Origin of the sequence: Thermophilibacter sp. ET337 (genome assembly GCF_024733715.1) — a bacterium.
Lineage (GTDB): Bacteria > Actinomycetota > Coriobacteriia > Coriobacteriales > Atopobiaceae > Thermophilibacter.
In genome coordinates this window covers 88,688-113,549 of the sequence record NZ_JANRHO010000007.1, presented here as the reverse complement: position 1 = coordinate 113,549, position 24,862 = coordinate 88,688, and the positions used below count along the sequence as shown (strand labels likewise).

Below are 24,862 nucleotides of genomic sequence, written 5' to 3'. Positions count from 1 at the left end.
TGTTGGCATTTTTGCCCCAAAGTGCATCGCCTCTCGTCAGAGCCCCTCGATCGGGCCGACGCGCCAAGCCACAAAGGCCAGTTGGCCGCCCAGCCAAGAAGCCCTTCACGAGTGTGCCCTCCGGCGGAGGGCGCACTTCGGGCCTTTTTCGCCAACGCAGCCACGCCGCACCGCCCCACCCCCGACCAGTTGACAATTACGTCAGGTTATATTGTCAACTTGCCGGCTACAGGCCCTCGAGGATCTCGCGCATCGTGGCCTGAACGGCGTGCTCGGTGTTGCGGCCGATGACGCGCTGGCCGATCTGGCGCACGGCGTAGCGGGCGTTCTCCATCACGTAGGGGTGCCCCACGTAGCGCAGCATCGCGTAGTCGTTCATGGAGTCGCCAAAGGCCACGACCTCGCTGCGGTCGATGCCCCAGTAGCGCAGCACCTGCTCGAGCCCCGTTGCCTTGTTCACGTGGCGCGGCACCACGTCGATCCAGCGCGAGCCGCTCGGCAGGAAGGTGAACCACTCGGAGAGCTCGCGCTCGAGAACGTAGGCCATGTCCATGAGCTGCTCGGGCAGCTCACAGCACACGGCGGCCTTGATGATGCTCACGTCCGGCGAGGGCGGGTCGAAGATGCGCTCGGCGTTGGGGAGGTCCTTGTCAAGCTCGCGCAGGTAGGAGCTCTGGTCGTTGAGCAGATAGGTGTGCGTGGCGTCATAGAGCGCAAGATGGATGCAGTCAAAGAGCTGCGTGGTCTCAAACAGGCGCATCACCGCGATGGTCGAGAAGACCTCGCGGTCGAGTAGGCGACCGTCGGCGTAGACCTGCGTGCCGAGCGATGCCACATAGTCCATCTCGTCCGCAACCGGCCCAAAGAACCAGCGCAGCGTGTCATAGCGACGCCCTGAGCTGGCCACAAAGCGCACGCCCTTCTCGTGCAGGGCGTGGATGAGCTCGAAGGTCTCCTCGGGAACCTGGGCGTCGCCGTCCAGCAGCGTGCCGTCCATGTCTGACGCAATGAGCTTGATCATGGCTGAACCTCCTCGTCTGGACTTGGCGGTCGTAACGGACCGCGGGTTGACAGTTGCGTCAGGTTGCGGGTTGACAGTTGCGTCAGGTTATATTGTCAACTCGTTCCGAGTTGACAATATAACCTGACGCAACTGTCAACCCGCAACCTGACGCAACTGTCACGACCAACAGCCCCTCTCACTGCAGGAACGCGGGCATCTCGCCGGCTCGGGTGGCGCGGGCGATCTCGAGCAGCGCGTCTGCCACGCCCTCGTCAGCGACAGAGCCCACGCGATAGTTGGCGGTGGCCAGGACCTCGTCGGTGGCGTTGGCCACGGCCACGGAGTGGCGGACCTTGCGAAGGATCTCGAGGTCGTTCTCGGCATCGCCAAATGCGACGACCTCATCGGCCGTGATGTCCAGCGCGTCGAGAAGAACGTCGAGCCCGGCGGCCTTGGAGACGCCCTGCGGCATGATGTCAAACCAGCCCGAGATGGGCGACGCGATCCGCATGTCCGGCGCCGCCTCGGCCACGATCTGCCGGCAGCGCTCCATGTGCTCGGGGTCCTCCGGGCAGGCGATGGTCGCCGCGATGTAGTCCTCGTCGGGGATCTGGTCGACGGCGATGCCGGTGAAGCGCGTGCGGCGGGCGTAATAGGCGAGCTCATCGTCGGTGGTGCCCACGCCATACGCGGGATAGAGCAGGTTGGTCTGCTCGGGGTAGCACACGAGGAACATGCCCGGCTCGGGGCGCAGCGCCGCGTCGATACGCTCGAGGGCGTCGCGCGGGATGAGCGTCATCTGGACGTAGGCGCCGTCAAGGCGGATGCGCTTGCCGTTGGAGAGGATGCCCGTCTTGAAGCAGGACTCGTCCATGTCAAAGAAGCGCAGCAGCTCGACGGTGTCGCGACCGGTGGCAGGGCCAAAGCGCACGCCCGCGTCCATGAGCTCGTGGATGGCGGAGATGGTGCGCGGGCTCACGTGCTTCTCGCCCAGCGGAATGAGCGTGTTGTCCATGTCCGAAAGAACGAGCTTGATCACGAGATGATTCCCCCCTCCACGCGCGGAAGCGCGTCAAAGCGGTCCATGGCCATGAGGATCTGCTCCACGTCCACCATGCCGGAGATGCGGCCCACGCGCCAGCCGCGCGCCCAGATGACGAGGTCGCGGTACCCCGAGCCCTTGCGCAGCCCGACCCACCCGAGCAGGTCGATGTCGTCAAATCGGACGGACGCGTCGTGCCCGACGAACGGCGTGATGACCAGGCGCGAGCCAAAGACCGAGACCTTGTAGCGGTTAAGGATGGCCCACCCGGCAAAGCACGTGACGATGAACGCGTCAAAGAACGCGAACACCGGCAGCGGGCTGGGCAGAAACTCGAGCATCGCGCAGAGCCAGCCCAGGACAAACCCCAGCACGCTCATGAACGCCATGGCCAGCACGAGGCCGCGGGTGAACGAGACCGGCACGACGTAGGTGTCGTGGTGGCGGTGATGCCGCTCGGAGAGGCGCACGTTGCCCATGTGCTCGAGCAGCAGCGCGAGCACCGGCAGCACGACCTCCACGGCGGCAAGAACGACGAGCTCCACGGGTCCCTACGCCTCTCCGCCGGGAGCCGCGGCGGCGAACTTCGCCACGAGGCGCTCCAGCATGTCGACGGTGAGCTCGAGGCTGCGCACCGGCACGAACTCGCGGACGGAGTGGGCGTTGTAGCCGCCCGTCGCGAGGTTGGGGCACGGCAGGCCGCGGAAGGTGAGCTGGGCGCCATCGGTGCCGCCACGCGCCGGGACCTCGACGGGGTCGATCCCCACCTCGCGGTTGGCCTCGAGCGCAAAGTCAATGAGACGCTGGTCGGCGGGGCCGAACTTCTCTGCCATGTTGCGGTACTGCGGGCGGATGGAGACGCTCACCGTACCCTCGCCGTAGCGGGCGTTGAGGAAGGCGGCGACGTCGCGCATGGTCTGCTCGCGGCGCGCGAAGGCATCGGCGTCGAAGTCGCGCAGGATGTAGGTGAGGGTGACGGCGGAGGCGGTGCCCTCGATGTCGGTGGGGTGGAAGAAGCCCTCGCGGCCCTCGGTGTGCTCGGGGCGCTGCGCGGCGGGAATCATCTGCTGGAACTCTCTCGCCACGGTGATGGCGTTGACCATGACGTCCTTGGCGCTGCCGGGATGCACCATCACGCCGCGCACGGTGACGGTCGCCTCGCTGGCCGAGAAGCACTCGTAGTTGAACTCGCCGAGCGCCTCGCCGTCCACGGTGTAGCCGCCGCACGCGCCGAGCGCCTCGACGTCGAGCAGGCTCGCGCCGTGGCCGATCTCCTCGTCCGGGACAAAGGCCGCGACGATGCGGGGATGCGGCAGCGCGGGGTTTTCCGCCAGGCGGGCGAGCAGCGCCATGATCTCGGCGACGCCGGCCTTGTCGTCGGCGGAGAGCAGCGTGGTGCCGTCGGAGCAGACGATGTCCTGTCCCACGAACCGCGCGAGGTCGGGGACCTGCTCGGGCGTGGTCTGGACCGGCTCGCCGTCGACGACGCCCGAGACGAGCGGGCCGCCCTCGTAGCGCACCACGTGCGGGCGCACGCCGTGGGCCGGGGCGTCCGGGGAGGAGTCGATGTGCGCGCAGAGCACGAGCGCCGGCAGGTCCTCCGCGCCGGCCGAGGCGGGCAGGAAGCCCGTGACGTAGGCGTGCTCGTCTGCCGTGACGTTCTCGCAGCCGATGGCGGCGAGGTCGTCCGCGAGCAGGCGCGCCATGTCGTGCTGGCAGGGGGTCGACGGGGTCTGATCGAGGTTGTCGGGGTCTGACGGAGAGTCAACCTGGACGTAGCGCAGGAAGCGCTCGAGGACGTCTGACATGGAACCTCCCGTGGTCGTTGCGGGGTCGCGATTTTCTCGCCTGATAGTCTAGCGCAGGGGTGGGCGACGCGCGTCAGCGGGAGGTAATCGAGGCGATCACGTCCGCTCCGCGCGAACGGTCTAGCCGAGCAGCGGCTCCAGGTAGCGCGCCACGCCGGACTCGGTGCACGGCGGCGCGACGTGATCTGCGGCGGCCTTGACCTCGGGCCGCGCATTGCCCATCGCCACGCCGTCGCCGGCCGCCTCGAGCATGGAGACGTCGCTGTCGGAGTCGCCAAAGGCGACCACGTCCGCGGGCGAGACGCCGAGGTGGCCGCAGAGCCAGGCCAGCGCAGTCCCCTTGGTTGCCGCGGCGCTCGTGATCTCGACGTTGACGCCGATGGAGGACGTGCGGCAGAGCTCCGGCCGCGCGTCGACGCCGCGCCAGACGGCGTCGCGCCCCGCGTCGTCCACGAAGAGCGCGTTGATGCGGTAGATGCGCTCCATCTGCTCGATGAGCTCGCCCGTGGTGCCCTCAAAGCGAAGGCGCTGCGCGAGCACCATCTCGCGCGTGGCCTCGTCAAGGGGCGCCTCCCAGTAGACGGGCCAGCGATCGGCGGAGGCGAAGACGGCGTCCTCGCCCGTCAGATCGAACGAGATGCGCTGCTCGCGCACCTCCTCGTACAGCGACCGCACGACGTCCTTCCGGATGGGAACCCGGTGAAGGGGTGCGGGGCCCTGTGCATTAGAGCGGAGGTCGTAGACGAGCGCGCCGCCGCTGCAGACGGCATAGCGCACGCAAGGATGGTCCCTGAGCTGCGGTGGAAGGCCACGGACGCTGCGCCCCGTGCAGGGGACGAACTGGACGCCCCGCTCGTGGGCCACGTCCAGGATGCGCAGGTTCTCCGGCGTGATCACCTTGTCCGGCGTGACGAACGTGTCGTCCATGTCCACAAAGACCAGCTTGACCATGTGCCCTCCCCCATCGTGAACGCACCCATGATAGCGCCGCCTCTTGCGCGGGGCGAAACGGGGACGATGGGGGCACGCGTTCTGCAAAAGTGGCCTTCGGGACATATTCCGGTGGGCGCCACGACAAAACCTTGCTTCGATCCATGAGTTTTTTGCCCAAGAGCGGCAGTCGCACGCGCGCTCGATTATAAAAGCCCAGTTAAGCTTTCCCGAGGCATGCCGCGAACCGGGCCGGAAGGCCAAAATGTCATGGATCGAAGCGAGGTTTTGCTTCGGCGCTCACCGGAATATGTCCCGGAGGCCACTTTTGCAGACACGGCGGGGCGGACCGGGCGCCCGGTCCGCCCCGCCGCGCCTCTAGCGGCGCTTGGCCGCCTCAATCTGCGCGAGCTGATCGTCGCTCAGGTGAATCGGGCCGTAGTCCTCGCCGCCGCGCGTGGGATCGTCGGGGTTCTCGAGCTTGAAGCCGCCCCCACGGTTGACGCGATAGTTCTCCTTGGCCACGGAGATCATGAGCTTGATGCGGTTGAGCTGGTTGACCTCGGAGGCACCCGGGTCGTAGTCCACGGCCACGATGTTGCTCTCGGGGTGCATCTGGCGCAGGCGCTTGATCACGGACTTGCCCACCACGTGGTTGGGCAGGCACGCAAACGGCGAGCAGCACACGATGTTGGGCGTTCCGGTCTCAATGAGGTCGACCATCTCGGCCGTGAGCAGCCAGCCCTCGCCCATCGTGTTGCACAGGGACAGCACCTTCTCGGCCTTGGCGGCGAGTTCGAAGATGTCGGGATAGGTCTGGAAGCGCGTGGTCTTGGCGAGCATCTTGTTGATGGGCTCGCGGAAGCTCTCGATGAGCTTGATGCCCGCCATGTGCGTGAGGCGGCTCGAGGCCTTGGTGCCCAGCTCCTTGTTGGTGTTGATGGCGTTGGTCATGCCAAAGAGGAAGAAGTCCACGAGGCCGGGCACGTTGGCCTCGCAACCCTCCTGCTCGATGACCTTGACCACCTGGTTGTTGGCCGTGGGGTGGAACTTGACGAGAATCTCGCCCACCACGCCCACACGCGGCTTGGAGCGGTCGTCCTCGAGCGGCAGCGCCTCGAAGGCATCGATGGTGCGCTGGCAGAGCTGGTAGAACCTGCCGCGAGACGCCGTGGAGGACGCCACGAAGCCCTTGGCCTCGGCCATCATGCGGTCATAGAGCGCGTCGGCAGCGCCGGTCTGCGCCTCGTAGGGACGGCAGCGGTAGAGCAGCTGCATGATGAGGTCGCCGTAAAGCAGGGCGTAGACGGCCTTGACCAGCAGGTCGGGCTTGAAGATGGAGAAGCCCGGGTTCTTCTCGTCCAGGCCGGAGGCCGCGGTGAGGGAGATCACCGGAACCTCGGGGTGGCCGGAGTCCTTGAGCGCCTTGCGGATGAGCGCGATGTAGTTGGTGGCGCGGCAGCCGCCGCCGGTCTGGGTGATGATGACAGCCGTGCGCGAGAGGTCGTACTCGCCGGAGAGCACCGCCTCCATGATCTGGCCCGTGACCAGGATCGACGGGTAGCAGATGTCGTTGTTGACGTACTTGAGGCCGGCCTCGACGGCGCCCTGGTCGACGGAGGGCAGCAGCACCACGTTGTAGCCGGCGCTCTTGAGCAGGACCTCGAGCAGGTCAAAGTGGATCGGCGCCATCTGCGGCACGAGGATGGTGTAGCCGGCCTTCTGCATGTCCTCGGTGTAGCGGACCTTCTCGAAGGCGGCGCTGGCGGCCTCGCGATAGACGGGCACGCGGCCGGGCGCGGTGGCGCGGGCGCGCTCGATGGAGCCGTCGGCGCTCATGACGCCCACGGGCTCGACCTCGCGGACCTTGCCCTGGGAGGCGGCGCGACGCAGCTCCTCGCGCTGCTCGGTGAGGGCCGCCATGAGTGAGCGGATGCGGATGCGGGCGGCGCCGAGGTTGGACACCTGGTCGATCTTGAGGACGGTGTAGATCTTGCCGGAGGCCTCGAGGATCTCCTGGACCTGGTCGGTGGTCAGGGCGTCGAGTCCGCAGCCAAACGAGAAGAGCTGAATGAGGTCGAGGTCGTTGCGGGAGGCCACGAAGCGCGCCGCGCGGTAGAGGCGGCTGTGGAACATCCACTGGTCGATCACGCGGATGGGGCGCTCGGGCTTCATCTTGTGCGCCACGGAGTCCTCGGTGAGAACGGCAAAGCCGAAGGAGTGCACCAGCGACGGAATGGCGTGGTTGATCTCGGGGTCGTTGTGATAGGGACGGCCGGCGAGCACGATGCCGTGAGCGTCGTGCTCCTCGATCCAGCGCAGGGCCTCGTCGCCGGCGCGGTGCATGGCGTCCTTGAACTCGAGGTCGGCCTCCCACGCGGCGTTGACGGCGGCGTCGATCTCGGAGCGGGTGATGCGCTCACCGCGGACGCGCCCGCGGCCCTCGGCGGCGTCCTTCTCGCGCTGCTCCACGATCAGCTCGTAGAGGCGGCGCTTGAGCTCGCGCTTCTTGTCATAGGGGATGAAGGGCGAGAGGTACTCGACCTTGCTCCCCTCCCCCAGCTCGTCGACGTTGAGGCCCAGCGCCTGCGGGTAGCTCATGACGATCGGGCAGTTGTAGTGGTTCGTGGCACCCTCGTCCTCCTGACGCTCCCAGCGAATGCAGGGCATCCAGATGAAGTCGGGGTCCTTGGCCAGCAGGTTCATGATGTGGCCGTGGGAGAGCTTGGCCGGGTAGCACACGCTCTCGGAGGGCATCGACTCGATGCCGGCGTCGTAGGTGGCCGCCGAGGTCTGATCGGAGAGCACCACCGAGAAGCCCAGCTTGGTGAAGAACGCGTGCCAGAACGGGTAGTTCTCGTACATGTTGAGCGCGCGCGGGATGCCCACGGTGCCGCGGGGCGCCTCCTCCGGCGAGAGCACCGGGCGGTCAAAGAGCAGCTTGTTCTTGAAGTCAAAGAGGTTGGGGGCGTCGTTTTTCTTGGCGCGCGAGCCGCCGGCGCCCTTCTCGCAGCGGTTGCCCGTGATGAAGCGACGGCCGCCGCCAAAGTCGTTGATCGTGAGCAGGCAGTTGTTGGAGCAGCGCCCGCAGTGGACGTTGGTGTGCTTGACCTGGAGGTTGTCAATCTCCTCGCGGGAGAGCAGCTGCGAGGTGCCGCCGACTCCGGCGCGGTCGCGGGCGAGAAGGGCCGCGCCGTAGGCGCCCATCGTGCCGGCGATGTCCGGTCGGATGACGTCGCGCCCGGTGAGCAGCTCGAAGGCGCGCAGGGTGGCGTCGGACATGAAGGTGCCGCCCTGGACCACGCAGTACTGGCCGATCTCGTCGAAGTCGCGGAGCTTGATGACCTTGAACAGGGCGTTCTTGATGACGGAGTACGAGAGGCCCGCCGCCACGTCGCCGATGGTCGCGCCCTCCTTCTGCGCCTGCTTGACGCGGGAGTTCATGAAGACGGTGCAGCGCGACCCCAGGTCGACGGGGCTCTTGGCGCCCACGGCCGCCTGCGCGAACTCCTGGACGGACATGTTCATGGACACGGCGAAGCTCTCGATGAAGCTGCCGCAGCCCGAGGAGCAGGCCTCGTTGAGCATGATGTGCTCGATCACGCCGTCCTTGACCTGCAGGCACTTCATGTCCTGGCCGCCGATGTCGAGGATGAACTCGACGCCCGGGACAAAGGCCTTGGCGCCGCGCAGGTGCGCGACGGTCTCGATCTCGCCGGAGTCGGCGCGGAGGGCCTCGATGAGGATCTGCTCGCCGTAGCCCGTGGTGGTCACGTGGCCGATGACGCAGCCGGCCGGCATCTTGTCGTAGATGTCGTCCATGATGGTGCGCGCAGTGCCGAGGACGTCGCCGTTGTTGTTGCCGTACCAGGTGTAGAGCAGCTCGCCCGCCTCGCCCACCACGGCGGCCTTCATCGTGGTGGAGCCGGCGTCGATGCCGATGAACACGCGGCCCTGATAGCTCTCGAGGTCGCCCTTGGGCACCACCTGCTTGTCGTGGCGCTCCTTGAACTCCTGGTAGTCGGCCTCGGTCTCGAAGAGCGGCTCGAGGCGCGCGACCTCGGAGCCCTGGACGTCCTTGAGGTTCTCGAGCAGCTGGATGACCTCGCCAAAGGTCACGTACTTCTCGGACTCGCCGGCGAGCGCCGCGCCGGTGGCCACGAACAGGTGCGCGTTCTCGGGCACGATGATGTGCTCGTCGTCGAGGTTGAGCGTGAGATAGAAGCGCTTGCGGAGCTCCGAGAGGTACTGGAGCGGGCCGCCGAGAAACGCCACGTGGCCGCGGATGGGGTGCCCGCACGCAAGGCCGGAGACCGTCTGGTTGGCCACGGCCTGGAAGATGGAGGCCGCGATGTCCTCGGGACGGGCGCCCTCGTTGAGCAGCGGCTGGACGTCGGACTTGGCGAAGACGCCGCAGCGGCTCGCGATGGGGTGGATCTGCGTGGCGCCCTTGGCGAGCTCGTTGAGGCCGGAGGCGTCGGTGTGCAGAAGGCTCGCCATCTGGTCGATGAAGGCGCCCGTGCCGCCGGCGCAGGTGCCGTTCATGCGCTGCTCGATGCCGTTGTCGAAATAGATGATCTTGGCGTCCTCGCCGCCGAGCTCGATCGCGCAGTCGGTCTGGGGGATGAGCGTCTCGACGGCGCGCTTGGAGGCGATGACCTCCTGAACGAACTCGAGGTCGAGCCAGCTCGCGAGCAGCATGCCGCCGGAGCCGGTGATCGAGACGCGCATGGGCGCCTCGCCGATCACCTTGCGGGCGCGGGCGAAGAGCTCCTTTGCCGTGGCGCGGATGTCGGTGTGGTGGCGCTCGTAGTTGGCGTAGACGAGGTTGTCAGAGTCGTCGATGACGGCGAGCTTGACGGTGGTGGAGCCCACGTCGATGCCCAGGCGCAGGTGGGCGTGGGAGAAGTCAGCGGGCCGCGCCGGCGAGAGCTCGGCACCTTCCTGCTTGAGCTCGAGCGGCTTGTGGGCGCGCGCGGTTTGCTCGGCCCGGATGGAAGCGGCGGTCTTGTCGGTCATCAGTTGTCCTCCTTGGAGCACATGGCGGCGAGCGCGAAGCTGGGTATGTCAAGGTCGATGGGGCTGTCGTAGAGGTCTCCTGGGCGCACGAACATGAGCGCGGTCATGAGGCGCGCCATGGTGGGAACGCTCTCGCGCATGCCGCCGTCGAGCCAGCGCAGGAGCACGCCGACCTCGGCCGAGATGGCAAACGTGAGGTAGTAGTCAAAGAGCGGGCCAAACGCGCGCAGGTCAAGCCCGTCGACCGCGCGCATGCCCACGACCTCGTGCACGAGCGCCTTGATGCGCTCGGCAAAGGCCGGGTCACCGCCGTTGCCGAGCAGCGGGCGCAGGTAGTCGCCGCGTTCGCGAACGGCGCGCAGCAGCGCCTCGGCGCCGGGGGCCGGCTCGCCGTTGGCGAGGGCGCGGCGCAGGTCGTCGAGGTGGCACGCGGCCAGGCGCGCGAGCGGAGCGCGCAGCTCGGCGAGGGTCTCGTCCTCGATCTGGCGAACGAGGTCGGGGATGTCACGGAAGTGGGAGTAGAAGGTGCGGCGCGTGACGCCGGCGCGCTCCGTCACCGCGGTGACGGTCACGCGGGAGAGGTCGCCGGTGGAGGCGATCTCCTCGGCGAGGGCGCGGCGCAGGGCAGACCTAGTCCGGACGCTCCTGCGGTCGGTGCTGAGCACGCATTCCTGCATGTGGCGGGCAGTCCCTTCGACGTTGCGGACCGGGTCGCGGGACCCGGATATTGCACAGCCTGCGTAGTATTGCACAACCTGTGCAGAAACCTTACGGCGGCGCGGATGCGGAGGCAGGCAGCACAACATCTCCACGGTGCGGCGGGGCTGCCCGGAGACGCATAGAAGAGGCCCTATCCCGCGCCCGACCGTTCGCACGTTTTTTCACAATGGATACCAAACGCCCTCCTGACGCTGCGATAATGGGAAGGGTTCAACGTGGGTTGGAGGCTTCATGAGGCACGGAGCAACGCTTGCTCAGGCGCTGGCAGGTACGGCATGTGCGGTTCTCCTTGCCTCGTGCGGCGTGACGGAGCCTGCCGTCACCGCCGAGCAAAGCGAGCCAGCGGCGCAGGTCGAGGTCGAGGACCGAGCCCCCGACGAGGAGCCGGACGACGCGGCGGCGGACGCGCAGGGCGAGCAGGACGAGCAGGCCGCCGAGCCCGCGGCAGAAAACGCCCCCGCCGAGGACGAGGCCTTCGATCCCAGCGGCCCCGTCGTCGAAGCCGCCTCAGATCTGGGCGTGACCGTGAGCGCGCCCGAGGGCTTCCTCGAGACGGAGGAGTTTGCCGCCCTGGAGTCGGAGATCTCCGCGCTCGTGGAGGCGGGCTACAGCGTGAGCGTGCGCGCCGTCGACCTGGAGAGCGGCGTCGGCGTGAGCTACAACGCAGACGAGGTCCGCTATCCGGCAAGCGCCATCAAGGCCGCCTACTGCGCCTACGTCTGCGAGACATACAGCGGCTCGGCGGGCCTGGGGCAGACCATGGCAGACTGCCTGCTCAACTCCTCCAACACCTCGTACGAGACGCTGATCGAGACCTTTAAGCTCGCGCCGTTTGCCGCGTGGCTCACGGAATGCGGGGCGACGGGCGCCGGCGGGCGCGCCTATGACCACTACTACCCCGACATCACGGCAAACGAGCTCGTTGCGGTGTGGCAGGAGATCTGGCGCTACGGCACCTCGGGCGAGGCGGGCGCCGAGGAGCTCACGGGGCTGCTCGCGCAGACGGGCTTCTCCCCCAGTGGCGGCGCCCTGCGCGACGAGCACGAGGTCTTGGCCAAGGCCGGATGGTATCCCGAGGACGGAACCGGCTACACCTCGACCAACGACGCCGGCGTGGTCATCTCGGAGGACGGCGCCTACGCGTTTGCGGTGATGACCGACCTCTCCGCCGACCTCGATCGACTCGTGCCGCTCATCTCCGCGCTCGACGACGCCCTCGACACGATGCGCTGAAGCCGCGCGGGGCAAAAAAATCCTCCGGGGATCAGTCCCATGGACTGCAAAATCGGCCTTCAGTCCATATTCGGCCGACCCGCAGAACAAAACCGTGCTTCGATCCATGGAAAAATGACCCCTCGGGCCGATTCGAGATGCTCCTTGCGATAGCTCAACTGGGCATATGCAATCGAGCAAGCGCGAGGACCGCGCCTGAGGGCAAAAAACTCATGGATCGAAGCGCGGTTTTGTTTTCCCGCCCGGCCGAATATGGATCGAAGGCCGTTTTTGCGGCGCGGCATCCCCCGCACGGGTCAGATTGCGCGCAAAGCGCCGCGTCAGACGAGGCGAAGGACGCTCTGCCGCTCGACGAAGGTCGTCGAGAGGTGCACCACGCTCGTGTAGTCGCGCGGCGAGCGCATGCGGTCCACGATGGTCTTCACCGCGAGCTCGCCCATCTCGCCGTTGGGGACGCGCATCGTCGTGAGCGGCGGGTTGGAGATGCTCGCGAAGGAGAGGTCGTCAAACCCCAGCACCGAGACGTCCTCGGGGATCTTGATGCCGCGCTCGGTCATGGCGCGCATGCAGCCGAGCGCCATGATGTCGTTCTCGACGAAAAACGCCGTGGGCAGCACCGGGTTAGTGGCCAGCCACGCCTTCATGGACTCGTAGGCGGTGTTGACCGTGGTCCCCACCTCAACACGGAAGTTGGGGTTGACGGGAAGGTTGGCCTCGCGCATCGCCCGACGGTAGCCGCGCTCGCGCAGCGGGAAGTTCTTGATGCGATACGACCCCGCGATGTAGCCGATCTCTCGGTGCCCCATCTTGATGAGGTAGCTCACCGCACGCAGGGCCGAGTTCTCGTTGGAGGTCACGATGCACTCGAAGAAGAGGTGGTCGCTCCACCCGTCAACGACCACAAACGGCGACTTGGCACCCCTGAACAGGTCGTAGTCCTCCTCCGCCATCTCCGTGCCAAGAAGGACCACGGCGCTCGAGGAGTCATTGACGATCTCACGGGCCTCGCGCGCGGCCTCCTGGCGGTCACCGAGCTCCATGTTGGTGAAGATGATGCTCAGGTCGTGCTCGCGCGCCGCACGCTCGACGCCCTTGATGACACCCATGTGGAAGGTGCCTTCGTCGAGAATCTCTCCGGTCTTGCGCGCCTGGACAAAGTTGATGTGAGTGATGTGGTTGGAGCGGTCATAGCCGAGCTCGCGGGCCGCGCGCAGGATGATCGCCGCTGTCTCCTTGTTCACGCCGCGCTTGCGGTTGAGCGCATTGGACACCGTCGCCGGGGAGAAGCCCGTCTTCCTGCTGATCTCTCGAACCCCGACGTTTCTCATGCAACAAACCGCCCTTCCGTGTCTCACAACATGAACACCATGATAAACACCGCCGAACAATGTTTGGCGCCCCATCTGGCCAGCGGCTCATTTCTCGGCGGACGGCATCTCTTCCCCTGGTTGTCAGCGACCTTCGTCGTACGCAAACGGGCCCGGCCGGCTCTTCTTGCCCAGCAGCTCTTCTCCTAGTCGTCAGCGACCTTCGACCCATACGACACGGGCCGCCCGCCCTTCTCATCCGGTGATTTCTGAGCGAAGCTCAGTGAACCGGAGAGAAGGGCGGGCGGCCCCTCAGGTGCGTATGGTGCGAGCGCGACTTACTCGTTGTCGCCCGCGGTCATCTGCGTGGCGGAGATGTCCTCGCCCGCGTCGGAGGCGTCACGCCACTTCCAGTCGGTGAAGGCCGGGTGGTCGTAGCCGTTGTCGACGGCAAACTGGAACGCGTCGACGCGGAAGTTCTCCCACTCGCCGATCTGCGCGGACCACTTGTCGGCGTCGATCATGCGCAGGGCATCGGCGGCAAGGGCCCAGCGGTCCATGTCGTTCACGCGGACCATGTCGTACGGCGTGGTCGTGGAACCCTGCTCCTGGTAGCCGTGAACGTTGAAGTTGTCGTGGTTCGGACGGTCCCAGATGAGGCGGCGGATCGTGCCGGGATAGGCGTGGAACGCAAACAGAACCGGCTTGTCGGCCGTGAAGAGCTCGACGAACTTCTCGTCAGACATGGCGTGATCGTTCTCGGAGACGTTCTGGATGCTGAGAAGGTCGACCACGTTGACCAGGCGGACCTTGACGCCGAGCTTGTCGAGCAGGTCGAGCGCCGCCATGGCCTCGCCGGTGGGCACGTCGCCGCAGCAGGCGAGCACGATGTCGGGCTCCTCACCCTCGGCGGTGTTGGAGGCCCACTTCCACTCGGCGGCGCCAGCCGCGAGCTCCTCGCGCGCCTCGTCGAGCGTGAGCCACGTGGGCGCGGGCTGCTTGCCGGCGAAGATGGCGTTCACGCAGTTGGTGGACGCGTAGGCGCGCTCGGCGACGGCGAGCAGCAGGTTGGCGTCGGCCGGGTAGTAGATGTTCACCACGTGGTCGTTGTTGAAGTTCTTGTTGAGAAGAACGTCCACGAAGCCGGGGTCCTGGTGGGAGAAGCCGTTGTGGTCCTGGCGCCAGACGTGGCTGGAGAGCAGCATGTTGAGGCCGGAGATGGGCTTGCGCCAGTCGATGTGGCGCACGGTGGCCTCGAGCCACTTGCAGTGCTGGTTGACCATGGAGTCCACGATGTGGACGAAGGACTCGTAGGAGCTCCAGAGGCCGTTACGGCCGGTGAGGATGTAGCCCTCGAGCAGGCCCTCGCACTGGTGCTCGGAGAGCTGCTCGATGACGTTGCCCACGGGCGAGAGGTGCTCGTCGTTGGCGGGGTCGTCATAGGTGCCCTCGCCAAACCACTGCTTGTCGGTCACCTGATAGGACGGCTGCAGGCGGTTGGACGCGGTCTCGTCCGGGCCAAAGATGCGGAAGGCGTCGCGGTTGTTGTTGATGAGCTCGGCGGTGTACTCGCCCAGGACGCGCGTGGCCTCGACGGCACCGAAGCCGTGGCCCTTCTCGGCGACCGGCACCTCGTACTTGCGGGTGTCGGGCAGCGTGAGCTCGTTGCGGATCGTGCCGCCGTTGGCGTTGGGGTTGGCGCCGATGCGCAGCTCGCCGGTGGGCATCCAGTCGTTGACCTCGGGGCGGATGGCGCCGTTCTCGTCGAAGAGCTCCTCGGGCCTGTAGGACTCCATCCAGCCCTTGAGGATCTGGAAGTGCTCCTCGGTGTCGCGCGCGGAGGCCAGCGGCACCTGGTGGGCACGCCAGGAGCCCTCGGTCTTCTTGCCGTCGATCTCCTTGGGGCAGGTCCAGCCCTTGGGGGTGCGGAAGACGATCATCGGGTAGAACGGACGGCTCGCCTCGCCGGCGGCCACGCGGGCCTTGATGTCGCAGATCTCGTCGAAGACGGCCTCGAGCAGCGCGGCGAAGCGACGGTGGATCGAGGAGTGGTCCTCGTTGTCAAAGCCGGCGACGAAGTTGTACGGGTGGTAGCCCATGCCGCGGAAGAACTCGTCGCGCTCGGCGTCGGAGATGCGGGCGAGGATCGTGGGGTTGGCGATCTTGTAGCCGTTGAGGTGCAGGATCGGCAGCACGATGCCGTCGGTCAGCGGGTCCATGAACTTGTTGGTCTGCCAGGACGTGGCAAGAGGTCCGGTCTCGGCCTCGCCGTCGCCCACCACGGCCACCGCGAGCAGGCTCGGGTTGTCGAGGACGGCACCGTAGGCGTGGGAGAGCGTGTAGCCGAGCTCGCCGCCCTCGTGGATGGAGCCGGGGGTCTCGGGCGCGTAGTGGCTGGGGATGCCGCCGGGGTAGGAGAACTGGCGGAAGAACTTCTGCAGGCCGGCCTCGTCGTCGGTGATGTCCGGGCGGACCTCACGATAGGTGCCGTCGAGCAGGGACTGCGCGGTGCCGGCCGGGCCGCCGTGACCGGGGCCCATCAGGAAGATGGCGTTTTGCTGGTGGTCGGCGATGAGGCGGTTGATGTGGCCAAAGAGGAAGTTGATGCCGGGCGTGGTGCCCCAGTGGCCCACGAGGCGGTGCTTGACGTCCTCGCGGCTGAAGCCCTCGCGCATGAGCGGGTTGGAGCGCAGGTAGATCTGGCCCACGGAGAGGTAGTTGGCGGCGCGCCAGTAGCGGTCGACGCCCTTGAGCTCCTCCTCGGAGACCGGCCCGTTGAGCTTCTTCCACGGGGTGCCGATGACGGGGTTAGCCATGCTGTTCCCTTTCTCCCTCGCGGCCTCGCGTGTCGAGCCCGCGATGTTTCCTAACGGTTTCAGTATATTTGGTAAAACGTTTTACCTCTCAGCGTTTTTCATTTTGACCGAACGTTTACTAAACGGCCTCCGCAGGCGGCTCGCCCATCGCGCGCACGCTGCTCTTGATCACGAGGCGCGGCATGAGGATCCGCTCCTCGGGCTCCCCGAGCTCGTCCTCCTCCACGCGCCTAAACATCACGTCGAGCGCCGCCGCGGCGAGCTCGTCGACGTTCTGCTCGATGGAGGTGAGCGCCGGCTCAAACAGCACGTCCGCCGCCGAGTTGTCGTAGCTCACCACCGAGTAGTCGCGCGGGACGCGCAGCCCCCGCTCGTAGAGGCGCTTGAGCAGGCCCAGCGCGATGTTGTCGCTGCCCGCAAAGACCGCCGTGGCGTCGGTGTCGAGCAGACGGGCCGCCACCTCGTAGGCCTTGGGGATGTAGTAGGCGCACGGCAGCACGAGCGCGGGGTCGGGCTCGATGCCGCGCTCGCGCAGCGCCCGCTCGTAGCCCGCCAGGCGCTCGCGCCCGGTGTTGGAGGCCACGTTGAGCAGGCACGCGATGCGGCGGTGCCCGGCGTCGAGGAGGTAGCGGCACGCCAGGTAGCCGCCCGCCTCGTTGTTGAAGGCGACCTTGTCGCAGGCGATGCCCTCGGCGAGGCGGTCGACCATCACAAACGGCATCGGCAGGCCCTCGAGCGCCGAGCGCAGGGCGGGGTCCCCCTCGGACCCGGTGGAGGCCACGACAAAGATCCCGTCCACGCCGCGGTTGGCGAGAAGACCCACGAGCTCGGCGTCGTTTTCCGGGGAGTCGTCGGAGTTGGTGATCAGCAGCACGTAGCCGCGCTCGCGACACCCCAGCTCGAGCCTGCGCGCGAGGGACGAGAAGAACCTGCTCTCGATGTTGGGCACCACCAGGCCGATGGTCTGGGAGCGCCGGGTCACGAGGCTGCGGGCGATCTGGTTGGGGATGTAGCGCTTGCGGCGCGCCACCTCCTTGATGCGCCGGCGGCTCTCCTCCGAGATCTTGCACGGGCGATCGTTGAGGACGAGCGACACGGCGGTGGTCGAGAGCCCCACCTCGCGCGCGATGTCGCGCAGGGTCACCTTGGCCGCCATGCGCTCGTCCTCCCCTCTCACTCGCTCGTGTCCGTTAGTGCGCGCCGCCCTGGCCGTAGTAGGCGTTGGGGCCGTGCTTGCGCAGGTAGTGCTTGTCCTGCAGGTACTGCGGCGCCGGCTCGACGCCGGGCAGCAGCGCCTCGGTGCGGGTTGCCATCTTGGCGACCTCCTCGAGCACCACCGCGTGGTAGACCGCCTGCGCAGCATCCTTGCCCCAGGAGAAGGGGCCGTGGTTGCGCACGAGGACGGCGGGAACGGCCACCGGGTCGATGCCGCGCTCGGTGAAGCCCTCGTAGATCACCTTGCCGGTGTTGAGCTCGTAGGCCTCCTCGATCTCGGCCTCGGTCAGGCCGCGCATGCAGGGCACCGGGCCGTAGAAGTAGTCCGCGTGCGTGGTGCCGTAGGCCGGCACGTCGCGGCCGGCCTGCGCCCAGGAGACGGCCCAGGACGAGTGCGTGTGCACGACGCCGCCGATCTTGTCGCCCCACTTCTGGTAGAGGTAGGCGTGGGTGGCGGTGTCTGAGGAGGGGTTGAGGTCCCCCTCGACGACCTTGCCGTCGAGGTCACAGACGACCATGGACTCGGGCGTGAGCTCGTCGTAGTCCACGCCGGAGGGCTTGATCACGAAGAGGCCCTTCTCGCGGTCGAGCTCGGAGGCGTTGCCCCAGGTGAACACGACCAGACCGTGCTTGGGAAGGTCCATGTTGGCCTCGTAGACCTTCTCGCGAAGCTCCTTGAGCATCATGTGCTTCTCTCCAATCAGTCAGACGATGAAAAGGGACGGTCCCCTTTCATCAGGCGAGGGCGGCCTCGGCGGCCTTCTCGGCCTCGTTGACCTTCTTGAACGTGGCAAGGAAGGCGCGGTAGCCCTCGACGTCGGCGGCATCGGGCTCGAGCGTGGTGCCCTCCATGTCCGCGAACACCTTGTCGTTGAGGTAGTCGGCCAGCGACTCGCCCTCGGCCTTGTGGATCATGTAGGACGCCGCGACGGCCTGGCCCCAGGCGCCGCCCTCGCCGGCGGTCGCCATGACGGTCACGGGCGCCTCGAGCGCGGCGGCGAGCAGGCTCTGCGCGACCTTGGGGGTCTTGAAGATGCCGCCGTGGCCGTAGAGCTTGTCGATCTTGACGTCCTCGGCGCGCAGGACCTCGTTGCCGGCGGCCAGGGCGCCGAAGGCGGCCATGATGTTCATGCGCATGAAGTTGGCGATCGTGAAGTTGGCGTTCTGGCCGCGGACCACCATCGGGTAGCCGGTCTGGACACCCATGACCGTCTCGCCCGAGATGAACGGGATGGAGACGAGCCCGCCGGCGTCCTTGTCGCCCGTGAGCGCGGCGTTGAAGAGCTTGGTGAAGACCTCGCCCTTGTCGAGCTTGGCGCCCATGAGCTCGGAGAAGTCGCAGAGCAGGTCGACCCAGTCGTTGATGTCGGAGGTGCAGTTGTTGCAGTGCACCATGGCCACCGGGTCGCCCACGGGGGTGGTCACGAGGTCGATCTCGGGCACGGTGGCGTCCTTGAGCGCGTGCTCGAGCACGACCATCGAGAAGACCGAGGTGCCGGCCGAGACGTTGCCGGTGCGCGGCGCCACGGAGTTGGTGGCGATCATGCCGGTGCCGGCGTCGCCCTCGGGCGGGCAGACCGGGCAGCCGGGCTCGAGGTCGCCGTCCTTGTCGAGAAGTACCGCGCCCTCGGCCGTGAGGTGACCGGCGACGTCGCCGGCGACGAGGATCTTGGGCAGCAGGTCCTCGACCTTCCACGCCACGCCCTTGCTCGCGACGAGCTCGTCGAACTTGGCGAGCATGGTGGCGTCGTAGTCGTGGGTGGTGGAGTCGATGGGGAACATGCCGGAGGCGTCGCCGATCGAGAGGACCTTCTCGCCGGTGAGCGCCCAGTGCGCGTAGCCCGCGAGCGTGGTGAAGAAGTCGATCTTGGAGACGTGCTCCTCGCCGTTCAGGACGGCCTGGTAGATGTGGGAGACGCTCCAGCGCTCGGGCGTGTGGAAGGCGAAGAGCTCGGAGAGCTCGTGGGCGGCCTGCGTGGTGGTGGTGTTGCGCCAAGTGCGGAAGGGCACGAGCAGGTTGCCCTCGGCGTCGAAGGGCAGGTAGCCGTGCATCATCGCGGAGATGCCGAGCGCGCCGAGCTTCTTGAGGGTGACGCCGTACTTCTCGGCCACGTCCTTCTTCATGGACGCGTACGCGGCGGCGAGGCCCGCGAAGATCTCGTCTTTGCTGTAGGTCCAGTAGCCGTCGACCAGCGAGTTCTCCCAATCGAAGGCGCCGATGGCGATGGGGTCGTTCTCGGAGCTCACGAGGACCGCCTTGATGCGCGTGGAGCCGTACTCGATGCCCAGCGAGGTGGCGCCGGACTCGATCTCTCCGACGATCTGTTCTTTGGTGAGTGCCATGTCTTCTCCTTGTTGAGTGAAGCGGCCGCGCCCCCGGGCGAGGACGCGGCCGCCGTGTGACAAAGGGGCTGTCCCTTCGTGTCGCTAGCGGTAGCAGACCTCGCCGAGCATGAGGTCGCGCTTGAAGCCGCGGATGGTGGTGTCGGCGTCGATGACCACGGACTCGATGCCCATGGCGTCGGCCCAGTCGACCATCTGGTCGGCCGTGAGGTCGTAGGACATAGCGGTGTGGTGCGCGCCGCCTGCGTAGATCCAGGCCTCGGTGCCCACCTTGAGGTTGGGGCGCGGGGTCCAGAAGACGGTGCCGGTGGGCAGCATCGGCATGGGCTTCTCGACCTTCTTGCAGTCGACGTCCTGGATGATCAGGCGGAAGCGGTTGCCCAGGTCGACGAGGGACGTGGCGATGGCCGGGCCGGTCTTGGCGGTGAAGATCAGGCGCGCGGGGTCCTCGCGGTCGCCCATGGAAAGCGGCGTGGCGCGGATGGCGATCCTGCCCTCGGCGACGGACGGGTCGACCTCGGCCATGTGGGACTCGAGGATGCCCTCCTTGCCCGGGACCAGGTTGTAGGTGTAGTCCTCCATGAGGGCGGAGCCCTTGGCGGACGGGTCGCCGGCGGTCATGACCTTCATGAGGCGCACCATCGCGGGCGTCTTCCAGTCGCCCTCGGGGCCAAAGCCAAAGCCCTTCTGCATGAGGCGCTGGATGGCCAGGGACGGCAGCTGCTTGAGCCCGCCGAGGTCGCCGAAGTGGTCGGAGAAGGCGTTGTAGTTGTGCTCCACGAGGAAGCGCTCGATGCCGATCTCCTGGGCGGCCTGGACCTCGACGTGGCGACGGAACTCGTCCGGGTCGCGGCCGTCGAGCACGAGCTCATAGGTGTCGTAGTACTCGTCGGTGAGGGCCTTGACCTCGTCCGGGGTGACGGCGTCGACGTAGGGCACGAGGTCGTTCACCGGCCAGGCGTCCACGGTCCAGCCAAAGACCTGCTGGGCCTCGACCTTGTCGCCGTCGGTCACCGCGACGTTGCGCATGGTGTCGGCGAAGCGGCACACGCGGATGTTGCGGGACTCGTTGATGCCCACCGCCACGCGCTGCCAGGCGCCGAGCTCGGCGAGGACCGACTCGTCCTTCCAGTAGCCAAAGATCACCTTGTGGTTCCAACGCATGCGGGCGAAGATGTGCCCGAACTCACGCTCGCCATGGGCCGCCTGGTTCTCGTTCATGAAGTCCATGTCGATGGTGTCGTACGGGATCTCCTCGTTGTACTGCGTCGCGAACTGGCACAGCGGCTTGCGGAGGTCGCGCAGGCCGGCGATGTAGTTCTTGGACGGGGAGAAGGTGTGCGCCCAGGTGATGATGCCCGCGCACTCCGGGTCCATGTTGGCCTCGTTGAAGGTGGCCTGGATGACGTCGGAGGTGAGCAGGTTGGGCTTGAGCACGACCTCGAAGGGCACCTTGTCGGAGGCGTTGAGCGCCGCGACGACCTCGGCGGAGTGCTCGGCGACGTGCTTGAGCACCTCGTCGCCATAGAGGTCCTGGGTGCAGGGGCAGAAATAGAAGCGGTACTTCTTGATCTCGAGCATGTCTGTTCCTTTCGGCACGACATGACAATGTCGTCAGACGTTTTTGTCAACCAGACTCGTTTGTCAACCGCCCCTTCCGACCCCGGGGCCCCGCCCCACGAGGGGGCGGGGCGGAGGGAAGGGAAGGAAGGACTCGTTACCTCAGGAGAGGCAGCGTCACTCCGTTTGCTTCTTGCGCGCGAGGACGATGCTCTGGATGACGAGGAACAGGCAGATCATCGCGGCGACGGTGATCTTGGCCCACCACGCGTCGGTAAAGCCGGCGGAAGAGACGATGTTCTGGATGGTGCCCAGGGACAGGACGCCGAAGAACGTGCCGATGATGTTGCCCACGCCGCCGGAGAGCATCGTGCCGCCGATGATGGACGCCGCGATGGCGTTCATCTCCATGCCGTCGGCGTTGGTGACGGCGCCGGAGGCGGAGTGCATGATGTAGACGTAGCCGGCGATGCCCGCGAGCAGACCGCTGATGACGTGAGCCAGGAACAGCGAGCGCTTGGTGTTGATGCCGAGCATAAGGGCGCTCTGGCGGTTGCCGCCGAGGGCGTAGAAGCTGCGGCCGAGACTCGTCCAGCGCAGCATCACGAAGGCCAGGACCACGAGGACGAGCGCCACGGCGACGCCGATCTCCATGTAGGCCGCGGTGAAGTTGCCGGAGTTGTTGACCGACCCGAGGAACGGGATCGTGATGCGGGTGTCCTTGAGGGCGAGGAACGCCTCGTTGGCGACGTTGAAGGGCTCAGCGTGGATGATCGTGGTCAGGCCGCGGGCGAAGAACATGCCCGCCAGCGTGACGATGAACGGCTGAATCTCCAGGTACGCCACCAGGAAGCCCTGGACCACGCCGAAGGCCAGGCCGATGCCGAGCGCGATGGCGAGCGCCGTGACGGGACTTCCGCCCTGATAGTCGAGGTTGACCGCGCAGCACATGGTGACGAGGCCGACGACGCCGCCGACGGAGATGTCGATGCTGCCGCAGATCATGACGATCGAGAGGCCGATGGCCGTGATGATCAGGGACGCGTTGGTGTTGAGGATGTTGAAGAACGTCTGCCACCTCAAAAAGCCGCGGCCGAGGAACAGCATGGCCCCGATGTACATGACCGCGAAGACGACGATGGTGATGGTGAGCAGCAGGTTGGTGTCCGTGATGGCGCGCTTGCCGGCGCCCTCGGACCTCTTGAGCTTGAGGGTTGCCATCTTACTTCACCGCCTCCACTTCTGCCTGCTTGGGACTGCGGATCTTCTTCCAGATCGCGGAGAGCTTGGCGCGCACGATCGGGGCGCTCAGCACCACGAGGATGATGACGACGACGGCCTTGTACGCCGGAAGGGCGGCGGAGGCGACGTTGAACTTGTAGAGCGTGGTGGTGAGGAACTGGATGACATAGGCGCCGAGGATGGAGGAGCCCATGTTGAACTTGCCGCCGGAGAGCGCGTTGCCGCCGAGGGCAACGGCCAGGATGGCGTCCATCTCGATGTCGGCCGCGATCGTCTGGTAGTTGATGGTGGAGATGCGGCTGACCTTGATGAGGGCGGCCACGGCCACGCACACGCCGAGGATCACGAACGTGAGCCACTTGATGAACGTGGGGTTCAAGCCGTTGAGGCGCGCGGCCTTCTCGTTGATGCCCACGGACTGGACGTAGAGGCCCAGGCTCGTGAACTTGAGCACGAGGAAGATCACGACAAAGCACGCGATGGCGATAAAGACGGGCGTGGGGATGGGCACGCCGGGGATGAAACCGCCAAAGACGCCAAAGCCGGAGTCGGTCGGGATGATCGGGAGCGCGTTGTTGTTGATCCACGCGGCGATGGAGCGGCCGGCGGTGTAGAGGATCAGCGTCGCGACCATGGGCTGCACCTTGAAGACGGCGACCATGACGCCGTTGAAGGCGCCGCACACCATGGCGATGACCACGCCAAAGAGGAAGGCCACGATGATCGGGGCGGCCAGCGTGTCCGGGCGCATGTTGCCGCCGCAGAGCACGGCGAGCATGGCGGAGCCGGCGACGGCGATCGTGGCGCCGACGGAGATGTCCTGGCCGCCGGTGGCCGCCGTGACGAGCGTCATGCCGATCGCAAGGATCGCGAGCTCGGAGCCGTTGTTGAGGATGGAGATCAGCTGGCCGGAGAGAACCGAGTTGCCAGTGGAGTCCTGGTTGATCGTAATGGCGAAGAACGACGGGTCAGCGATGAGGTTGAACACCACGAGCGCGAGAAGGGCCGCGATCGGGATGATCATCTGGCTGTGAAGAAGGCGCTTGAGGATGTTGTCGTCCTTGGTCTTCTCGATCGTCACTTTGCCTCACCTCCTGCGATGGTGCTCATGATCTTGTTCTGGTTGAGGTCGGAGCCGGAGAGCTCGCCGACGACGTGACGGTCGCGCATGACGACGAGCCTCGAGCAGGTGCGGATCATCTCGTCGAGCTCCGAGGAGATGAAGGTCACGCTCATGCCCTGGGACGCGAGCTGCAGCACGAGCTTCTGGATGTCGACCTTGGTGCCGATGTCGATGCCGCGCGTGGGCTCGTCGAGAATCAGGTAGTCCGGGTGGGTGAACAGCCACCGGGCCAGGATGACCTTCTGCTGGTTGCCGCCGGAAAGCGAGGCGATCGGCGTGTCGGCAGAGGCGGTCTTGATGTCGAGGAGCTTGATGTACTCGTCGGCGATCTTGTAGGTCTCGGCCTTGGAGAAGGGCTTGAGGAAGCCGCGGAGCACCTGGGCCGCGAGGATGATGTTCTCGCGGACGGAGAGCGACCCGATGATGCCGTCGCCCTTGCGGTCCTCGGGCAGGTAGGCGATGCCCTGCTTCATGGCGTCGAGCGGCTTGGAGATCTTGACGTCCTTGCCGGACTTCTTGACGGAGCCGCCGGTGACGTGGTCGGCGCCGAAGATGGCGCGCACGCACTCGGAGCGACCGGAGCCGAGAAGACCGGTGAAGCCCGTGACCTCGCCCTTCTTGATGTGGAAGTCGAAGGGGTAGACGGCGGCGTTGCTCTTGAGGCCGGTCGCCTCGTAGACCATCTGGTCGGCGTCGGCGCCGGCGTAGGTCTCGTAGTCGCCCTTGATGTCGGCCATGTCGTCCATCTGCTTGCCGAGCATGGCGGCGACGAGGTCGACGCGCGGCATCTTCTCGATCTCGTACTCGCCGACCAGCTGGCCGTCGCGCATGACGGTGATGCGGTCGCAGATCTCATAGACCTGGTCGAGGAAGTGCGTGACGAAGATGATGCCGACGCCGCGGTCCTTGAGCTGGCGCATCATGCCGAAGAGCTTCTCGACCTCGGACTCGTCGAGCGACGAAGTGGGCTCGTCGAGGATGAGGACCTTGCAGTCCATGTCGACGGCGCGCGCGATGGCGACCATCTGCTGCATGGCGATCGAGCAGCTGCCGAGCTGCTGCTTGGCGCTCACGGGGATGCCGAGGTTCTGCAGGATCTTGTCGGCGTCGGTGTACATCTGCTTCCAGTTGGCGACCTTGGAGTGGCCGCGGCCGATGTACATGTTCTCAGCGACGGTGAGGTTGGGGCAGAGCGTGATCTCCTGGTACACGGTGGCGATGCCCACGTCCTGCGCGTCCTGCGGGGACTTGATGGAGACCGCGCCGTCGTGGCCCTGGAGGTAGATGTCGCCGCCGTCCTTCTCGTAGACGCCGGTCAGGACCTTGATGAGCGTGGACTTGCCCGCGCCGTTCTCGCCCATGAGGGCGTGGACCTCGCCCGGGCGAAGCGTGAAGTCGACGTTCTGCAGGGCCTTCACGCCAGGGAAGTACTTGCAGATGCCCCTCATCTCAACGAGGTGGTTCTCTTTCACCGGTAGTTCACCTCCTTGTTCGAAAGAAG

17 protein-coding genes are annotated in these 24,862 nt (G+C 66.4%); 1 reads left to right on the top strand and 16 read right to left on the bottom strand.

Translation table 11 applies throughout. The features are described 5' to 3' along the window. Positions 1–226: 226 nt before the first annotated feature. The 7 genes from NW198_RS07600 to NW198_RS07570 all read right to left on the bottom strand — a co-directional run bounded on the left by NW198_RS07600 (position 227) and on the right by NW198_RS07570 (position 10,479). Positions 227–1,021 (bottom strand): HAD family hydrolase, encoded by a 795-nt coding sequence (locus tag NW198_RS07600; protein WP_258340629.1) that lies wholly within the window; start codon positions 1,019–1,021, stop codon positions 227–229. A 178-nt stretch (positions 1,022–1,199) separates the two neighbouring features. Continuing rightward, complete coding sequence (locus tag NW198_RS07595; RefSeq protein ID WP_087314336.1) at positions 1,200–2,042, bottom strand: HAD hydrolase family protein; 843 nt, start codon at positions 2,040–2,042, stop codon at positions 1,200–1,202. After that, complete coding sequence (locus NW198_RS07590) at positions 2,039–2,590, bottom strand: hypothetical protein (protein WP_258340628.1); 552 nt, start codon at positions 2,588–2,590, stop codon at positions 2,039–2,041. The genes NW198_RS07595 and NW198_RS07590 overlap by 4 nt, the downstream gene beginning before the upstream one ends. A 6-nt stretch (positions 2,591–2,596) precedes the next feature. Then, a complete protein-coding gene (gene pepT / locus NW198_RS07585; protein ID WP_258340627.1) occupies positions 2,597–3,853 on the bottom strand; it encodes a peptidase T in 1,257 nt (418 codons plus the stop codon). Positions 3,854–3,973: 120 nt separating this feature from the next. Then, complete coding sequence (locus NW198_RS07580) at positions 3,974–4,804, bottom strand: Cof-type HAD-IIB family hydrolase (protein ID WP_258340626.1); 831 nt, start codon at positions 4,802–4,804, stop codon at positions 3,974–3,976. 357 nt (positions 4,805–5,161) lie between these two features. Continuing rightward, on the bottom strand, positions 5,162–9,802 hold the full coding sequence (locus tag NW198_RS07575; RefSeq protein ID WP_258340624.1) for a 2-hydroxyacyl-CoA dehydratase: 4,641 nt from the start codon (positions 9,800–9,802) through the stop codon (positions 5,162–5,164). After that, positions 9,802–10,479 (bottom strand): TetR/AcrR family transcriptional regulator, encoded by a 678-nt coding sequence (locus NW198_RS07570; protein ID WP_258340623.1) that lies wholly within the window; start codon positions 10,477–10,479, stop codon positions 9,802–9,804. The genes NW198_RS07575 and NW198_RS07570 overlap by 1 nt, the downstream gene beginning before the upstream one ends. Positions 10,480–10,753: 274 nt before the next feature. Between NW198_RS07570 and NW198_RS07565 the strand changes: the two genes are divergently transcribed. Next, positions 10,754–11,755 (top strand): serine hydrolase, encoded by a 1,002-nt coding sequence (locus tag NW198_RS07565; protein ID WP_258340622.1) that lies wholly within the window; start codon positions 10,754–10,756, stop codon positions 11,753–11,755. Between the two features lie 320 nt (positions 11,756–12,075). On the opposite strand, the gene NW198_RS07560 is transcribed toward NW198_RS07565, so the two are convergent. From NW198_RS07560 to NW198_RS07520, 9 genes are all read right to left on the bottom strand, one after another. After that, positions 12,076–13,083, bottom strand: a complete 1,008-nt coding sequence (locus tag NW198_RS07560; RefSeq protein ID WP_258340621.1) for a substrate-binding domain-containing protein — start codon at positions 13,081–13,083, stop codon at positions 12,076–12,078. A 317-nt stretch (positions 13,084–13,400) separates the two neighbouring features. After that, entirely contained in the window at positions 13,401–15,878 is a 2,478-nt protein-coding gene (locus NW198_RS07555) for a phosphoketolase (RefSeq protein ID WP_258340620.1), read from the bottom strand. A gap of 118 nt (positions 15,879–15,996) precedes the next feature. Further along, entirely contained in the window at positions 15,997–17,034 is a 1,038-nt protein-coding gene (locus tag NW198_RS07550; protein ID WP_258340619.1) for a LacI family DNA-binding transcriptional regulator, read from the bottom strand. A 34-nt stretch (positions 17,035–17,068) separates the two neighbouring features. After that, positions 17,069–17,779 carry an L-ribulose-5-phosphate 4-epimerase gene (locus NW198_RS07545; protein WP_258340618.1) on the bottom strand — a complete coding sequence of 237 codons (711 nt, stop codon included), beginning with the start codon at positions 17,777–17,779 and terminating at the stop codon, positions 17,069–17,071. 49 nt (positions 17,780–17,828) lie between these two features. Beyond that, a complete protein-coding gene (locus NW198_RS07540) occupies positions 17,829–19,436 on the bottom strand; it encodes a xylulokinase (RefSeq protein WP_258340617.1) in 1,608 nt (535 codons plus the stop codon). 84 nt (positions 19,437–19,520) lie between these two features. After that, the gene (gene araA, locus NW198_RS07535; protein WP_258340616.1) at positions 19,521–21,017 is read right to left on the bottom strand and encodes an L-arabinose isomerase; all 1,497 of its coding nucleotides are present in this window, start codon (positions 21,015–21,017) and stop codon (positions 19,521–19,523) included. A 156-nt stretch (positions 21,018–21,173) separates the two neighbouring features. Continuing rightward, positions 21,174–22,217 carry a sugar ABC transporter permease YjfF gene (locus tag NW198_RS07530; protein WP_258340615.1) on the bottom strand — a complete coding sequence of 348 codons (1,044 nt, stop codon included), beginning with the start codon at positions 22,215–22,217 and terminating at the stop codon, positions 21,174–21,176. Between the two features lies 1 nt (position 22,218). Next, positions 22,219–23,319 (bottom strand): ABC transporter permease, encoded by a 1,101-nt coding sequence (locus NW198_RS07525; protein WP_258340614.1) that lies wholly within the window; start codon positions 23,317–23,319, stop codon positions 22,219–22,221. Then, positions 23,316–24,833 carry a sugar ABC transporter ATP-binding protein gene (locus NW198_RS07520; protein WP_204204618.1) on the bottom strand — a complete coding sequence of 506 codons (1,518 nt, stop codon included), beginning with the start codon at positions 24,831–24,833 and terminating at the stop codon, positions 23,316–23,318. The genes NW198_RS07525 and NW198_RS07520 overlap by 4 nt, the downstream gene beginning before the upstream one ends. Between the last annotated feature and the right edge of the window lie 29 nt (positions 24,834–24,862).

Coding starts and splice junctions, on each gene's coding strand:
- NW198_RS07580 (WP_258340626.1), bottom strand. CDS start 4,804: ATGGTCAAGCTGGTCTTTGTGGACATGGACGACACGTTCGTCACGCCG.
- araA (WP_258340616.1), bottom strand. CDS start 21,017: ATGCTCGAGATCAAGAAGTACCGCTTCTATTTCTGCCCCTGCACCCAG.
- NW198_RS07600 (WP_258340629.1), bottom strand. CDS start 1,021: ATGATCAAGCTCATTGCGTCAGACATGGACGGCACGCTGCTGGACGGC.
- NW198_RS07540 (WP_258340617.1), bottom strand. CDS start 19,436: ATGGCACTCACCAAAGAACAGATCGTCGGAGAGATCGAGTCCGGCGCC.
- NW198_RS07575 (WP_258340624.1), bottom strand. CDS start 9,802: ATGACCGACAAGACCGCCGCTTCCATCCGGGCCGAGCAAACCGCGCGC.
- NW198_RS07570 (WP_258340623.1), bottom strand. CDS start 10,479: ATGCAGGAATGCGTGCTCAGCACCGACCGCAGGAGCGTCCGGACTAGG.
- NW198_RS07545 (WP_258340618.1), bottom strand. CDS start 17,779: ATGATGCTCAAGGAGCTTCGCGAGAAGGTCTACGAGGCCAACATGGAC.
- pepT (WP_258340627.1), bottom strand. CDS start 3,853: ATGTCAGACGTCCTCGAGCGCTTCCTGCGCTACGTCCAGGTTGACTCT.
- NW198_RS07565 (WP_258340622.1), top strand. CDS start 10,754: ATGAGGCACGGAGCAACGCTTGCTCAGGCGCTGGCAGGTACGGCATGT.
- NW198_RS07550 (WP_258340619.1), bottom strand. CDS start 17,034: ATGGCGGCCAAGGTGACCCTGCGCGACATCGCGCGCGAGGTGGGGCTC.
- NW198_RS07555 (WP_258340620.1), bottom strand. CDS start 15,878: ATGGCTAACCCCGTCATCGGCACCCCGTGGAAGAAGCTCAACGGGCCG.
- NW198_RS07530 (WP_258340615.1), bottom strand. CDS start 22,217: ATGGCAACCCTCAAGCTCAAGAGGTCCGAGGGCGCCGGCAAGCGCGCC.
- NW198_RS07560 (WP_258340621.1), bottom strand. CDS start 13,083: ATGAGAAACGTCGGGGTTCGAGAGATCAGCAGGAAGACGGGCTTCTCC.